The organism is Allobosea sp. P4_E12 (assembly GCF_056401655.1).
In genome coordinates this window covers 357,460-369,719 of the sequence record NZ_JBFUIY010000003.1, presented here as the reverse complement: position 1 = coordinate 369,719, position 12,260 = coordinate 357,460, and the positions used below count along the sequence as shown (strand labels likewise).

The 12,260-nt window shown below is 61.6% G+C and carries 16 protein-coding genes and 1 pseudogene; 9 read left to right on the top strand and 8 right to left on the bottom strand.

Features of this window, described 5'->3' with window-relative positions; genetic code table 11:
• Nucleotides 1–307: aldehyde dehydrogenase family protein (locus AC1DW9_RS05615; RefSeq protein ID WP_476855046.1), on the bottom strand; the 307-nt coding region annotated here is incomplete at its 3' end.
• Nucleotides 308–1,451: 1,144 nt separating this feature from the next.
• Here AC1DW9_RS05615 and AC1DW9_RS05610 point away from each other — a divergent pair.
• Nucleotides 1,452–1,658, top strand: coding sequence for a CsbD family protein (locus AC1DW9_RS05610; RefSeq protein ID WP_476776210.1), 207 nt, complete (start codon nucleotides 1,452–1,454; stop codon nucleotides 1,656–1,658).
• A gap of 245 nt (nucleotides 1,659–1,903) precedes the next feature.
• On the opposite strand, the gene AC1DW9_RS05605 is transcribed toward AC1DW9_RS05610, so the two are convergent.
• The gene (locus AC1DW9_RS05605; RefSeq protein WP_476776209.1) at nucleotides 1,904–2,173 is read right to left on the bottom strand and encodes a DUF7696 family protein; all 270 of its coding nucleotides are present in this window, start codon (nucleotides 2,171–2,173) and stop codon (nucleotides 1,904–1,906) included.
• Nucleotides 2,174–2,970: 797 nt separating this feature from the next.
• Between AC1DW9_RS05605 and ligD the strand changes: the two genes are divergently transcribed.
• Complete coding sequence (ligD, locus tag AC1DW9_RS05600; RefSeq protein ID WP_476776208.1) at nucleotides 2,971–3,972, top strand: non-homologous end-joining DNA ligase; 1,002 nt, start codon at nucleotides 2,971–2,973, stop codon at nucleotides 3,970–3,972.
• A 36-nt stretch (nucleotides 3,973–4,008) separates the two neighbouring features.
• Here the strand turns inward: ligD and AC1DW9_RS05595 are convergent, their stop codons facing one another.
• Nucleotides 4,009–4,275: a hypothetical protein gene (locus AC1DW9_RS05595; protein ID WP_476776207.1), complete on the bottom strand. Its 267-nt coding sequence runs from the start codon at nucleotides 4,273–4,275 to the stop codon at nucleotides 4,009–4,011.
• Between the two features lie 78 nt (nucleotides 4,276–4,353).
• On the bottom strand, nucleotides 4,354–4,629 hold the full coding sequence (locus AC1DW9_RS05590; protein WP_476776206.1) for a hypothetical protein: 276 nt from the start codon (nucleotides 4,627–4,629) through the stop codon (nucleotides 4,354–4,356).
• A gap of 266 nt (nucleotides 4,630–4,895) precedes the next feature.
• Between AC1DW9_RS05590 and AC1DW9_RS05585 the strand changes: the two genes are divergently transcribed.
• Entirely contained in the window at nucleotides 4,896–5,141 is a 246-nt protein-coding gene (locus tag AC1DW9_RS05585; RefSeq protein WP_476776205.1) for a DUF982 domain-containing protein, read from the top strand.
• A gap of 176 nt (nucleotides 5,142–5,317) precedes the next feature.
• Here AC1DW9_RS05585 and AC1DW9_RS05580 read toward each other — a convergent pair whose 3' ends face one another.
• From AC1DW9_RS05580 to AC1DW9_RS05570, 3 genes are read right to left on the bottom strand one after another with little or no spacing between them, the layout of a single operon-like run.
• Entirely contained in the window at nucleotides 5,318–5,512 is a 195-nt protein-coding gene (locus AC1DW9_RS05580; protein ID WP_476776204.1) for a hypothetical protein, read from the bottom strand.
• On the bottom strand, nucleotides 5,509–5,907 hold the full coding sequence (locus AC1DW9_RS05575) for a hypothetical protein (RefSeq protein WP_476776203.1): 399 nt from the start codon (nucleotides 5,905–5,907) through the stop codon (nucleotides 5,509–5,511). Before AC1DW9_RS05575 ends, AC1DW9_RS05580 begins: the two co-directional genes overlap by 4 nt.
• An 8-nt stretch (nucleotides 5,908–5,915) precedes the next feature.
• On the bottom strand, nucleotides 5,916–6,122 hold the full coding sequence (locus AC1DW9_RS05570) for a hypothetical protein (protein WP_476776202.1): 207 nt from the start codon (nucleotides 6,120–6,122) through the stop codon (nucleotides 5,916–5,918).
• 159 nt (nucleotides 6,123–6,281) lie between these two features.
• On the opposite strand from AC1DW9_RS05570, the gene AC1DW9_RS05565 reads away from it, so the two are divergent.
• The 5 genes from AC1DW9_RS05565 (at nucleotide 6,282) to AC1DW9_RS05545 (ending at nucleotide 9,679) form a co-directional block, all read left to right on the top strand.
• Complete coding sequence (locus AC1DW9_RS05565) at nucleotides 6,282–6,629, top strand: hypothetical protein (protein WP_476776201.1); 348 nt, start codon at nucleotides 6,282–6,284, stop codon at nucleotides 6,627–6,629.
• The gene (locus AC1DW9_RS05560; protein ID WP_476776200.1) at nucleotides 6,622–6,960 is read left to right on the top strand and encodes a hypothetical protein; all 339 of its coding nucleotides are present in this window, start codon (nucleotides 6,622–6,624) and stop codon (nucleotides 6,958–6,960) included. Before AC1DW9_RS05565 ends, AC1DW9_RS05560 begins: the two co-directional genes overlap by 8 nt.
• Before the next feature lie 202 nt (nucleotides 6,961–7,162).
• The gene (locus tag AC1DW9_RS05555; RefSeq protein ID WP_476776199.1) at nucleotides 7,163–7,891 is read left to right on the top strand and encodes a GNAT family N-acetyltransferase; all 729 of its coding nucleotides are present in this window, start codon (nucleotides 7,163–7,165) and stop codon (nucleotides 7,889–7,891) included.
• Nucleotides 7,892–8,098: 207 nt separating this feature from the next.
• On the top strand, nucleotides 8,099–8,860 hold the full coding sequence (locus tag AC1DW9_RS05550; protein ID WP_476776198.1) for an SOS response-associated peptidase: 762 nt from the start codon (nucleotides 8,099–8,101) through the stop codon (nucleotides 8,858–8,860).
• A 465-nt stretch (nucleotides 8,861–9,325) separates the two neighbouring features.
• Complete coding sequence (locus tag AC1DW9_RS05545) at nucleotides 9,326–9,679, top strand: response regulator transcription factor (RefSeq protein WP_476776197.1); 354 nt, start codon at nucleotides 9,326–9,328, stop codon at nucleotides 9,677–9,679.
• 147 nt (nucleotides 9,680–9,826) lie between these two features.
• Here AC1DW9_RS05545 and AC1DW9_RS05540 read toward each other — a convergent pair.
• Nucleotides 9,827–10,033 (bottom strand): annotated as a pseudogene (locus tag AC1DW9_RS05540) (sulfite exporter TauE/SafE family protein); the annotation flags it as partial.
• 102 nt (nucleotides 10,034–10,135) lie between these two features.
• Here AC1DW9_RS05540 and AC1DW9_RS05535 point away from each other — a divergent pair.
• Nucleotides 10,136–12,244, top strand: a complete 2,109-nt coding sequence (locus AC1DW9_RS05535) for a DNA cytosine methyltransferase (RefSeq protein ID WP_476855045.1) — start codon at nucleotides 10,136–10,138, stop codon at nucleotides 12,242–12,244.
• The last annotated feature ends 16 nt before the right edge of the window (nucleotides 12,245–12,260 follow it).

Genomic DNA, 12,260 nt, shown 5'->3' with positions numbered 1-12,260 from the left:
GCTCAAGCATCGCGGGGCCGTTCTGCGCGTAGTGACGGAAGGCCGCGGCGCTCTTCTGCACCTCGGCGATGGCCGACGCATGGGTCTTGCCCATTTCCCGGACTGCCATCACAGCAAGTTTCTCGCTGTTAGCCTCGTATTGCTCGGCGATCTTCTCCAGCAATGCGGCGCGCTCCGCGATCGGCCTCGCACGCCAGTGCCGGAAGGCCGCCTCCGCCTTGACGATCTTGCTCTCCACCTCCGGTGCGGTCAGTTCGGGATAGGTGGCGATCTCGTCGCCGGTTGCAGGATTGACGCTGCGAAACATGTTGGCTCCTTCGCAAGTGTGCTTGTCGGGGCGCGCGCTAATCGGATCGGGCGGAACTCAGGCTCCGGCGCGGCCCGACCGTCATTCTCGACGAAGCCGCCTGGCCGGGCAGGATGGGCAGATTCCAGCCGAAGTAGACCTCCGTCCTGACGATCCGGCCAACGCGTACGGCGTGCAGCTCGGCGTTGCGAAAGCGCTTCCGCACCGTTGCCGCCTCGTAGACGACCCATGCGGTCTCTCAGCTTCGCCACCGGCGACGAGGGTCATCTCGACCAACACTTCGCTGTTTGGCCAGCACCGCGCGAAATAGGATTGGCGGTCGAGATCGTTATCGATGGGGCTCGTGAAGCTGTAGTCCTCTGCGATCAGGCGCTCGATCGCGCCGCGAACCTTATCGACGTAGGCTCTGAGCGCTGTCTTCACTGTGGCGAGCGGACCGCCCATGATCTTCTCCCTGAAGGAACTTTCATCGAGCCGCGCGTCGAAAGCCGCCTGTCGGCTCTGAGATTCTGCGGCCAGTGATTGGTGAACGTCGCGTTGGCGAGGGGGTTCCTTCCATCTCGTAGGATCGCCGCCTTCAGGGGCTGGACTAGTTCCATCCCGCACGAGGATCATCGGGAGGTGGATTACGCCGGCGAACTGTGAGAGCCCTCAGGCGTCCTCATTGCCCGGGCCAATAGGCGTCTGGTGTCCGCGCTCCTCTGGCTCCCGTCTGCACATGCCTCGCGTATGAGTCTCGATCGCCGCGAGCGCTGCGTCTAACGAGCAATACGGCCCCGGTGAGAGTGTTGCCATCGTACCCAAACCTCGGCCCGACGGGATTACGCGGAAGCTTCCGGACAAGGCCAGCTCGACATGCCCCGCGTCACGGCCGAGCAAGTCGATCAGGTCCCACCTTGTCCCGCTCGTTTGCTTGATGATGAGATCCATGAAGGCTCCTCCCTCCAGCGGTCGTCTACCGATAACAATCGAACTTCGAACGGGTTGCGCGGACGGTCTTCGGATTTCGGGCTTACGGGCGCGGGAAGCGATCGCAGCGGCAATGGGTGGTCACCGACGGACCAGATGCCCCCGAGGTGAATCTGAACAAAAACGCTGTCCGTGCGTTCCCCAGCTATCCCATTTTCGCTAACGGAGAGGTCCCATGGATTGGAATCGCGTCGAAGGAAACTGGAAGCAGCTCAAGGGCAAGGTCAAGGAACAGTGGGGCAAACTCACTGACGATGACCTCGACGTGATCGCGGGAAAGCGTGATCAGCTCGAGGGAAAAATCCAGGAGCGATACGGTCTCGCGAAGGATCAGGTTCGGTCGGACGTTGATGACTGGTATGGCCGTCAGACTTGGCAGTAGCCATTGCAGTGAAGAAGCCCCCGCCGGCTTAAGCCGGCGGGTGTGCAGGTGACGCTGCAAAAGCTGATGAGTGAATGAAATAGCGAGCGACCGGGTGAAACGGGGGGCGGCGCAATCGGTTTTCTCTCCGTGACCGTGCGGTGACCCATTGCTCGGTCACGGCCTCGGGCCTCGCAGCCCCCGGAGCGGCGGGGCCCACACTCAGCCCTTCATCTTGATGAGTCGCAGGCGCTCGATCTGAATTTTCAGCGCAGCAACCACGCCCTCACCGCGAATGCCCCTGCTGCCTTGGTCTCGCGGTCAATGGCGCCGGGGACCCCATCGAGGATTTCGGCCCGCTTCGCCTCTGGGAGGGAGAGCAGATATTCGACCTCGCATTCGTGCCGCCACTCCCCGGAATCGGAGAGAACCTCCCGACCGAAAAGATAGGACCACACGATACGAGGAACGGGCCTGGCCGTCGCGAATCTCCGGTGGCTTACAGGCCGCCTATCGAGTTCAGATGTGGCGCTCATTGCGGCACCCCAACGCTGCTTGTTCGGCTCAACACGGGACCGGATCGCATGTTCCGCGCCGACGAAACAATTTCGCTCGCGCCCGGACCCGCAGGGACCGCTGCGCGTTTCATATATAGCCCAAGAGGGGTGAACTGGCTCGCTGTGTGCGGACAACACTGCGGGCCCTTTTTCGTTCCTATGCTCTCGTCGACGGAACAGCCGAGGGTGGGGAAGTTTGTTTTCTCTGGCGTGCTGGGCCACCACTCTCCACCGCCCGCACTCGGGCCCCGCCGCTGCCATCGGCGGGGCCTCCGGGCTGGCCAATTCATCCTTGCGTTCTTTTGATGGATTATAAACTGTGAGCATCGCAGGGGGATTGCGATGCCGTTCCGTTCCATCGTCGCCACGCCAGAGGAACTCGCTCGGATCGCCGCGGCTTTTGATGAAGCTTGGAGCGAGATTGCAGCAAGGGTCGACCCGCCCAGCGAGCCCGTCCAACGCGAGCGTCTGGCCTCAATCATCGCCGAGTTGTGGAGGGCGGACCCAAGCGTCGATTTGGCAGTACTCGCTGTCCAACGTTTCGATGAGACCGCGTCGAAAGGACCGGGAGAATCTTGAGCGAGTGAAATAGTAGTCGCCGCCCGGAACTGCGGGTTTCGACAGGGGTTCGCTACTGCGTGGTGGCGTTGTTCACATCCGGCGCCGTCACGGCCTGGGGAGCCCCGCCGCTATTCCCCCCGGAACGGCGGGGCGAACCTCGTGCGTGGGGTGGAGTATCAGTTGTGTGCGCGCGTCGTATCCTGCGTGTTGGCCCTGTGGCCGAGACTGTCCGTGGTCCTGTCAGCAAGGCGCGGGATGCGCGCCAGCGGAAACTCCACTTTGACCCCATGCCGGCCCGGGTTGAGCCCTGTCTGGCTCTTCTGGCGTCCAAACCACCCGCCGGCGATGAATGGTCGTTTGAAGTGAAATGGGACGGCTATCGGCTCTCCATCCACATTGATAATCGTACAGTGCGCATCCTGACCCGCGGCGGCCATGACTGGACGAACCGCTTTCCGACGATCGCGGGTGATGCTCTGGACCTCGAGCTGGATAGCGCCATCCTGGATGCTGAAGCCGTCGTGCTCGATAACCGGGGTGCTTCCGACTTCGGCGCCCTACAGCACGCTCTCGGTGGCCGGGGCGGTAAGCGATCTGCCGCCGGGGCGCTCCTGTACGCTTTCGACCTGCTCTATCTCAACGGTCACGATCTTCGTTCGCTGGCGTGTGAGGAGCGGCGCGAGATGCTCCCCGGTATCATAAAGCCCCATACCTCGATCCTATTCAGCGAGGACGTTGACGCCGCCGGCGACGCCTTCCTGGCGCTTGCCTGCAAGATGGGCCTTGAGGGCATCATCGCGAAGCGGCGCGATGCGCCTTACCGATCCGGTCGCGGCGGCGAATGGCGGAAGATCAAATGCATCCAATCGGAAGGGTTCTTCATCATCGGCTATGAGCCGTCGTCGTCGGCGTTGGGCGGTATCGGCCGGCTGCTGCTCGCGGCCTGGAAGAGCAACCGGCTGACCTATGTCGGCGGCGTAGGGACCGGGTTCACCGATCGCACTGCGACCGCGCTGCGGAAGCAGCTTGACGCGCTCCTGATCGATAAGCCCGCACTGAAACTGACGAGAAAAGGGACGCGCTGGGTGACGCCGTCACTGGTGGCTGAGATCGAATTCCGCGCCTGGACCACGGACCAGAAACTGCGGCACGCCTCGTACAAGGGGCTGCGCGACGTCGCCGACGCTGACAACGTTCTTCGCCTGGATGACGATTAGCGCAGAGTGTGCCGGCCGATGCCCGAGATGCGCTCCTCACTGCAAGGTAGACTGTTCGCCCGCGTCCGGTTCGATCAGCTTCGCGAGCCCCATTTCCTCAAGCCCTTCATTGAACTCGGCCAGAGCCTCGGTGTCAGTGGCAAACGGCTCTTCCCAGATGATTGATCCCCCATCCTCGTCGACAAGTTCAAGTACCCACCCCTCGCTGTCTCCGAGGCGATAGATTTCAACCTGCACAGTGATGCCGTCGCGGGTGACCGTCTGGCAGAGGGGCGAGCGGAAAATGTCAGGGAAGTCCGTCATGCGGTTGAAGGTAACCCCAGGACAGCGGTGATACAATCATCAGGGGCTGCGGGACAAAGCAGACCGGCGCCAGATAATTCAGTTGGAAGGGCAGTCGGGATCGGGCCGATGGCTTCGCGGCTCACGGCCAAAAAACACCCAGCGCCGTTCAGATATTTGCGTGACAACGATGATCATCGCAACGCCGTCTTCGCATTCCAAATCGAACGTCTCCTCGAAAATGAGCGGGCCTGTTTCGGTCGATTGGCTATACAAGCGGCCGGCGCGCCCGCACTGTCCGATGGCGACATACTCGTAGGCCACCATCAGGCGCATTCCAGCCTTGTCGACCAACACACCTTTCCCGGTGAACATTGGCTCCTCGCCCTGACGAGGCTGAGAGAAGATAGCTCGTCAGTAGGCGCGCGTATGGTGAACAACTCCACCAATCATCCCGTGTAGGATGGTGGACTAGCCATTCCTCGAGCGCTGCAACGAGCCTGATCAATTCGGCCTCCTCCGGCCTTGGAGGTGATCGAGCGCCGGCACTGACGTCGGCTCCTGAACGCTTTACCCGCCGCCTCCTCAGGGAACTGCCGGCTGCGCTTTGCGTTCGGCAACCAGGAGCACAGGAATGTGCCATGCCGATGCACTGGTTCACCCCACCCGTTGTCGTTCGAGCCGACCGGCCTGAAGTGACCTATTCCGTCAACCACGTCGAGCGAGCCGCAGAGTTCTTACTGGCGTGGAAAGCGATAGGGGCGGGCCCGAAGTGGCAAGTCGCAGTTCGCGCCTGCACGGCAGCGCTGAATGGTGCCGGGACCGTTGATGAGGCGCGGGAGGCGTTCGAGGAGGCAGCGCGGGAGTGTGGCCGCCTCATTGGATAGCCGAGCCGCGATTCCCGGTACGGGTTGGCAATCAGCCATTCTTCGCGCCGTAACGAGCCTCCGCAACGCGGCTTCCTCGTCCGTGTCCTTAAGGCAGCCCGTGAGCTGCTCGACGCGCTCGACTGCCCTGAGGACGCCCAGGGGATTGTGAAGCCGGCCGCTATCGTCTTTCCCTGTCATTCAGCGCGCTCGACCTCCCGCGCCTCATAGGCGGCGACCGCGGCTTTGAGCATGTCCAGTTCGAGGGATTCGACCGTATCAGGCCTTGCATCTTCGATTTCGCCGATGCGCTGAACTGCATAGCGATAGTCCTCATGGCAGGTAATGCAGGCGGTCGGCGTTTCCGGTCTGAGTTCGGGAACCGCGGTCATCGGATCTCTCCTTCCGTGGCTGATGCCGAAAAAATTATCGCGTGGCTCCTAATTTTCAAGGGGAGATTCCGGCCCCCGGCCGTGCCGCTTTTGCCAGAACCGTGTTCGCTCGTCCGCGCCTTGAACTGCTCAAGCGTGACGGCATCGAAGGCAGGCAGCCAAACGGCCCGAAAGGCTGCCTTCGCAGCCTCGAGCGAGATTTCATAGCCGATGAATTGGCTCGGCCAAGGATGGCCGATCTGGATGATCCAGCTCCAGCACTTTGGATCATTGCTGCTGGAGTCCCGGATGATCCACCCGACCGTCTCAACCATGAAAATCACCTGGTACTCCAGATCGCAATAGCCGGAGATCTCCCGCAGATGCAGCTCGGTTGAGCATTCATCGGGCGTCATCGAAATTCTCAGAACGGGATCTGAAGCCGGTTGAGCGGCGCCGGAAACGGCAACAACTCGAACATGAGCGGCGGCATGTGGTCCTCCTCCCAGCAGAAGGCGGCAAAGTCGAGCTCCGCCCATTCATCGGCCTCTGGGCTACCAGGGCGCGCGACCTCGATCTCGGCCATTCGCTGCCGGGCCGCCAACCATTCCAGGGTGTCGGTAATGACCATCTCGCTCCGCATTGTCAGTGGCACGCAGGCGAATGCGACATGGCTTGACTCCCTATACGTCAGGTATGTTCTATTTTTGTTCTCATTCGAGCGCGAGTCAAATGTCATCGTCCGATGCCGAGGAATCGACCATTCCTGCCGTCGAAGTCGACGGATCTGATGCATTATCCCTGGGTGGTGATCAGGTTTCGCTGCGACTATTGCGAGCGCTTTGCCAATGCGCGCTTGGCTGCGTGTGCAGCGAAATATGGACGGCTCATCACGCTCGGCGAGCTCCTCGATATGTTCGTCAGTACCTGCGATTGGGCGCCGAACAATCCCCTCCGGAAGCCCCAGAAATACGGTCGCAAATGCGGCGCCTATTGCCCGGATATCGGCCGCTCCGGGCCGCCCGACGATCCGCCGTTCATGGGCCGACTGACAGTGATCGAGGGTGGGAAAGACGAATTGCTCCCGGCCGAGCAGACCACGCAAACACGACGACGAGTGGGAGGTGGCGATGAGTGAATGGCCCCATCAGGTCGAGGTCACGACAGTCGGTAGGCGTGACCTTTATTTCGTCTGGTTCACCGCATGGTGCGCGGACCACGGCGTGCCGTTCAAATCCTATGATGGGCTCCGCAGCGAAGGCGGCATTAGGGTTGCCTTCAAGTCATCTGTACTCGCGCTTCAATTCCAGGCCGAGTTCGGCGGAGAGGTTATTCCGGCCGCCGACTTGGAGAAGACAAGCGAGGACGATGCCTTTCTGGACGAGGATTTTCGGCTGATGGCGCGCGAAATCTTCGGAGAGGAAAGTGACCGGGGCGAACGGGGGGACGGCAAAGTGCGGCCGAACTAGCATCTCCCCATGTGCAATCTCTTCTCCGATTGCGGTTACTGGTACAAGCCTTTCTGCGAGCCGTGCGCTGCAAGCTTGCGCCCAATGCGACGGAGCAAGCGGGTCTTTTATTCCCTTAGCGCGTCAACTCTAGCCAAGGTAGTACGCCGCTTGAATCGTCCAAGCGGCGCTCGCGCTGCGATTCTGACGGCGAAGGCGGATCATGGTCACTGAAAACCATTGGCTGAGAACCCAGTTCAACACGCTATTTCAATCGCGATCTGACGGGCGGATCGAGCGTGAGAACGATCCCGACCGTTCGCCGGGCCCGCAACTCTGGTTGGCCGGCAGCGCCGAGGGCAACGTATTCGGTGCAGGAGCCGAACTCGCCGACGCCATCGCCGAAGAGCTGGAAAGCCTCGCCGCCACGGAGCCGCCATTCGTGCATCCGGCAACGCCGGAGCATTTTGAACGCTACCTGGCGCTGCTCGCCGGCAGTGGTCCTGTCAGGCACGAACTCGAGCTCACTTACGAACTTCCGCACGCGCACCCGTATCCCAGTGACACTCGGCTCATCACCGACGACTCCAGGGAAGGCCGAGACTTGATGGGGTCCTGGGGGGACCAGGTTCCGGAAACCTGGCGCGACCTGGGCTTCCGTGAGGCCGCGGACTTTTGGACGCCTTGGTGCGCGGCTGTGGTCGATGGCCAAGTCGCTTCCGTTGCCTTTGCTGCCCGGCTCGCGGATGCTGGCGCCGAACTTGGATTAGTAACCGCAGCGCCGTATCGGGGGCGCGGCCTTGCCGCCGCTGCGACGGCCGGTTGGTCGCGGCTCCCGTCACTCCGCTCCCGCAGACTGTTTTACAGCACGGCTCGCGGCAATCTCTCATCGCAGCGTGTAGCCGCCCGCCTAGGATTACGTGTTCTGGGAGCAAGCCTACGCGTCTCGTAAGCTAGGGTGCGGAGGTCCGCTAAGGGGGGCGAAGAGTCCAGCCGAGTTTGGCGGCGAGATCGTTCCCGCGGCCGAACTCGAAAGTGCGAGCGAGGATGACGCCATCCTCGACGATGATTTCCGGCTGATGACAAGCGAGATCTTTGGCAAGGAGAACGACCAAGGGGAGGGGGTGACGGCGAATTGCACCCGAACTAACCTCCGCCCATGTGCAATCTCTACAGCTTCACGCGCAGCGTCGACGCCATGCGTCAGCTCTTTGCCAAGCCCTTCAATGTCCCCGTCACCAACTTGCCGCCGCAGCCGGGGATTTTCCCCGACTATGGCGCGCCGATCATCCGCAATGTCGCGGGGGCAGATCAGCCGGAACTGGCGATGGTGCGCTGGGGGATGCCGTCGTCCAGGAAGGCGCAGCTCGACGCCGCAACCAAGCGGGCCGACAAGCTGCGTGCCAAGGGCAAGGAGGTCGATTTTGACCAGCTCCTGCGCATGGAACCCGATAGCGGCACGACAAATGTCCGCAATACCTCGAGCGCCCACTGGAAACGCTGGCTCGGTATCGACAACCGTTGCCTGGTGCCCTTCACCGCCTTCAGCGAATTCAACCGCGAGGCCGGTGGCGACGTCTGGTTCGCGCTGGATGAGGATCGACCGCTCGCCTTCTTCGCGGGCATCTGGGCGCCGCAATGGACCAGCGTCCGGAAGGTGAAGACCGGCGAGGAGACGATCGACGTCTTCGCCTTCCTCACCACGGAGCCAAACGCCGAGGTTGAGCCGATCCATCCGAAGGCGATGCCGGTGATCCTGACCAATCCGGTCGACCTGGAACTCTGGATGTCGTCGCCTTGGGAGATCGCGAAGGGGCTTCAAAGGCCGCTGCCGGATGGAGCGTTGCAGATCGTCTCGCGGGGACAAAAGACAGACCCGCCAGAGCCGAAGCCGGAGCCAATGCAGGCTGCGCTTCTGTGATTGAAAGGCGTCCTATCATCGGGGATTGGTGAACTCGCCGGCCAGCGGCCAATATTGGCGCGTAAGCGATAGCGAGTAGCTCCCGCCTTCCCGAATCCTCCGATCGGGCTCACACTCCCTAGAAATGCAGAATTAGGTAGTAAAGCCACCTGGGGCCTACTAAAATCTGAACTGAACAGGTTCCAGCCTTCTTGGCGTTTCCGAAAATTTCGGTGACGCGTTGAAGCATCGTTCGGCAACTCCGAGCACGGTCCTCATTGCCCATTACCAGACGTTCTGAAAGTCGCGAGTGGGTGGGGGCAACCACCGAAAAGCCGATCAGCTTTGCGCCTCCGCAGGTCCCGGCACTGCGGAGATCTGCCCTAGACGTACCGCGCGGCTTACTGGCCCATTGGTCAGGTCGACACGGAGCAGAAACCACCTCACGTTCCGCCCATGGTGCAGGATACATCCTGGATCGCTATCGTGGACGACGATCCGTCCGTACTGAAGTCCCTGAGCCGGACGCTGAGGGTTCGCGGGTTTGAGACGAAGATCTTCAACTCAGCCCGCGAATTTCTGAAGGCATTGCCTGGAGGGCCGCCTGCCTGCCTGATCCTTGACGTGCAGATGCCCGGCATGACCGGCATCGAGCTTCACCATCAATTACTCAGGGGCGGCGTCCATATTCCGACGATCATCATCACGGCACATGGAGACAGGATCCGCGAACTGTCTCTGGCCACTGACACCGTTGCCGTTCTTTCGAAGCCGTTGGCGAATGCGAGCCTATTCGAAGCGCTCGCGGTCGCACTCGGATCCGTCAGGGAGCGCCACTGAGATCAACCATAAAGGCGCCGTGCGTAGCCCGGGGTCCGATCCGACCTGCCCGAACAAACGACCGGTTAGGGTTGGTGGATGGCGACGTCCGATTTCTCCGGCTGAACGCTCGCAACGGGCCCGAGCGGGCGTACCCAGCCGTCCTTGTTAGTGGTGCCTCCATACCTTCACAGCGGATACCAACAAGATAAGTGCGAGCCCCGGAAGCAGCACCCCACTTGGAATGAAGCCGAGCAATTGACCACCAATGAAGGTGCCAGCGACTGACCCCGTAGCCATGAACAGCAGGAACGTCTTGTTTTTAGCGATGACCGAAAAGCTTTGGTCGCGACTGTAGCGCGTGAAGCCGACTAGCTGGCGACGGCGGAATGGGTCCTTCGGATTTTAGCAATCGTGCTCACGTGAAATGCACGGCCTCGCTGGCATGGAGCCCCAGAAGTTCCGGAGCCTGTGTTGATGAGCGAAGACACCTCTATCTTTGTCGACCGCAGTTCTTCTTTTGAATCAGAGGCTCCTGCATTCGAGGAAAACGCTCCAGAGCAACAGCCACGGCWGACCGGMAGTTCGCGCGAAACCGACCAGGGTCGTTCGGCCAACAAGAAGGGGGAGGGCTCTTCACAGGTCCAKGCCACCGGTGACGACCGGCACATGCTGGAGAGTCTCAAAMAGATCCGTGATCGCGCGCTCGCTGGTCGTCGTCGCGCCATTACCGATGCGTTCGCCCTGGCTGATCAGTGCAAGGCCTTCGGCCAACGCCTGTCGAARGCGCAGCTTCTCGCGTTCATCAGAAATGAGTGCCGCGTGTCTCGGACGGAGGCAAACGCGTACCTGCTCTTGGCCGACTTCGCCGGTCCAGAGCGAGCCGATCTTGAGCRGAGTGCSATTGAAGTCGGTGTTCTGTGCCGACTGGCCAAGCAGCCCGCCACTGTCCGGKCTGAAGCGCTGACCGTGTTGCGCTCCGGGCGGACCTTGTCGTTGGCGGACCTCCGCTTGCTCCGGCGCGACGYACTTGCCGGAGATGCTCGAAACTCCTCGCAGCCCGATCGCACCGCCATCAATGAGTTGAAGCGAGTTGCCCGGCTGAAGGCGAAGGMCCAGGTGGATCGCTTCATTCTGGATCTCGCCGGTTTGGCCAATGCGTTCGCGGCGCTCTACAACGAAACTACTCCGGAGGACTGYTCGGYCGAGACGTTGGCAAGRGTCCAGGCGCTTTCCGTGGATGCAAGCCATCTTGCGAAGGAACTCCGGGAACTCGTTCCCGCCAAAGTGCTCACTCCGAGCAGCTCRTTGGGTGAGCGWTCCTGGATCACGGTGCAGGATGCTCTTGAACAGATTGCGGCGGGTAAGCTCTGCTCCATGGAAGGCTGGTGCTGGCCGGACGTTCACCCCTTCTGGATCGATGAGCACCTGCACGAGATTCTTGGATGGGCGCTGGGCCAGGAAATCCCGGAACTGGCGGGCCGAAAGCGTCCCGTACCCAACGGTGGCGTCGCACTCGATCGCCATCCACGGAGATCTGCCTCACGGCCCTCTGCTCCCTATCGGTATTCGGTGCTTGAACTCTGCGCCGGTGCGGGTGGGCAGGCGATCGGGCTGCATGCAGCCGGTTTCCGCCACGTCGGCATTGTCGAGAAAAATCCGGAGGCTGCCGCGACCCTTCGCAGCAATCGCCCGAAGTGGCCCCTCATCGAGGCTGACATCAACACGATTGATATCAGCCGCTTCGAGGGTGTTGACCTCGTCGCGGGCGGGCTGCCCTGCCAACCCTACTCGCAAGCAGGTGAACGCCGCGGCGCGGCTGACGAGCGGGATTTGTTCGATCGCGCTCTTGAGATCGTCCAGCAGATCCGTCCGAAGGCGGTGATGATCGAGAATGTTGTTGGGATCACTCAGGTCACCCACGCTCTCCGCAGGCTCAACGTCTTTTCCACGCTCGAACGACTCGGTTACGATTCGGATTGGCGTGTCATTGAAGGGCCTGTGTTCGGCCTGGGGCAGAATCGCCGTCGCGCGATCCTCGTGGCGATGCGGCGCGGGATGATGCATCGCTTCCGTTGGCCACTTGCTCCTGAAGTGACACCGACGTCGGTGGGCACGCTGCTGAAGGACTTGATGGGAGCTTGCGGCTGGACGGGCCTCGATGAGTGGGTGGCCAAAGCCGATGGCCTTGCGCCCACGCTCATCGGGGGGAGCGCGAAGAAGATGGGCATGGACCTCGCTCAGCCAAATTCGCGCCGGGCGTGGCGCGATATCGGCGTGAATCCCGACAAGGTTGCAAAAGACGCCCCCGGCCCGAACTACGACGACATCCCCCATCTGACCCTGGCGATGCTTGCTCGCCTCCAGGATTTTCCAGACAATTGGGTCTTCTCCGGATCGCGCCAGGCGCAATTCCGGCAGGTTGCGAACGCCTTCCCACCAAGGCTGTCCCGCGTCATGGGCCTCGCGATTCAACGCGCGCTCTCGGGCGAAGAAGTCAGCTTAAAAACTGCTATCGAAGCACCGCTTTTCAAACGGATCGATTTGGCGGAGCTGAACCTGCACATGCGTGAAGCGGCGGAGTAACAAGCGCAGGTGTGCC

What these genes read in the sequence shown, in the direction of transcription:
- AC1DW9_RS05610 (WP_476776210.1), top strand. Translation starts at nt 1,452, where the DNA reads ATGGATTGGAATCGCGTCGAAGGAAACTGGAAGCAGCTCAAGGGCAAG.
- AC1DW9_RS05605 (WP_476776209.1), bottom strand. Translation starts at nt 2,173, where the DNA reads ATGAGCGCCACATCTGAACTCGATAGGCGGCCTGTAAGCCACCGGAGA.
- AC1DW9_RS05595 (WP_476776207.1), bottom strand. Translation starts at nt 4,275, where the DNA reads ATGACGGACTTCCCTGACATTTTCCGCTCGCCCCTCTGCCAGACGGTC.
- AC1DW9_RS05590 (WP_476776206.1), bottom strand. Translation starts at nt 4,629, where the DNA reads ATGTTCACCGGGAAAGGTGTGTTGGTCGACAAGGCTGGAATGCGCCTG.
- AC1DW9_RS05585 (WP_476776205.1), top strand. Translation starts at nt 4,896, where the DNA reads ATGCCGATGCACTGGTTCACCCCACCCGTTGTCGTTCGAGCCGACCGG.
- AC1DW9_RS05580 (WP_476776204.1), bottom strand. Translation starts at nt 5,512, where the DNA reads ATGACCGCGGTTCCCGAACTCAGACCGGAAACGCCGACCGCCTGCATT.
- AC1DW9_RS05575 (WP_476776203.1), bottom strand. Translation starts at nt 5,907, where the DNA reads ATGACGCCCGATGAATGCTCAACCGAGCTGCATCTGCGGGAGATCTCC.
- AC1DW9_RS05570 (WP_476776202.1), bottom strand. Translation starts at nt 6,122, where the DNA reads ATGGTCATTACCGACACCCTGGAATGGTTGGCGGCCCGGCAGCGAATG.
- AC1DW9_RS05565 (WP_476776201.1), top strand. Translation starts at nt 6,282, where the DNA reads ATGCATTATCCCTGGGTGGTGATCAGGTTTCGCTGCGACTATTGCGAG.
- AC1DW9_RS05560 (WP_476776200.1), top strand. Translation starts at nt 6,622, where the DNA reads ATGAGTGAATGGCCCCATCAGGTCGAGGTCACGACAGTCGGTAGGCGT.
- AC1DW9_RS05555 (WP_476776199.1), top strand. Translation starts at nt 7,163, where the DNA reads ATGGTCACTGAAAACCATTGGCTGAGAACCCAGTTCAACACGCTATTT.
- AC1DW9_RS05550 (WP_476776198.1), top strand. Translation starts at nt 8,099, where the DNA reads ATGTGCAATCTCTACAGCTTCACGCGCAGCGTCGACGCCATGCGTCAG.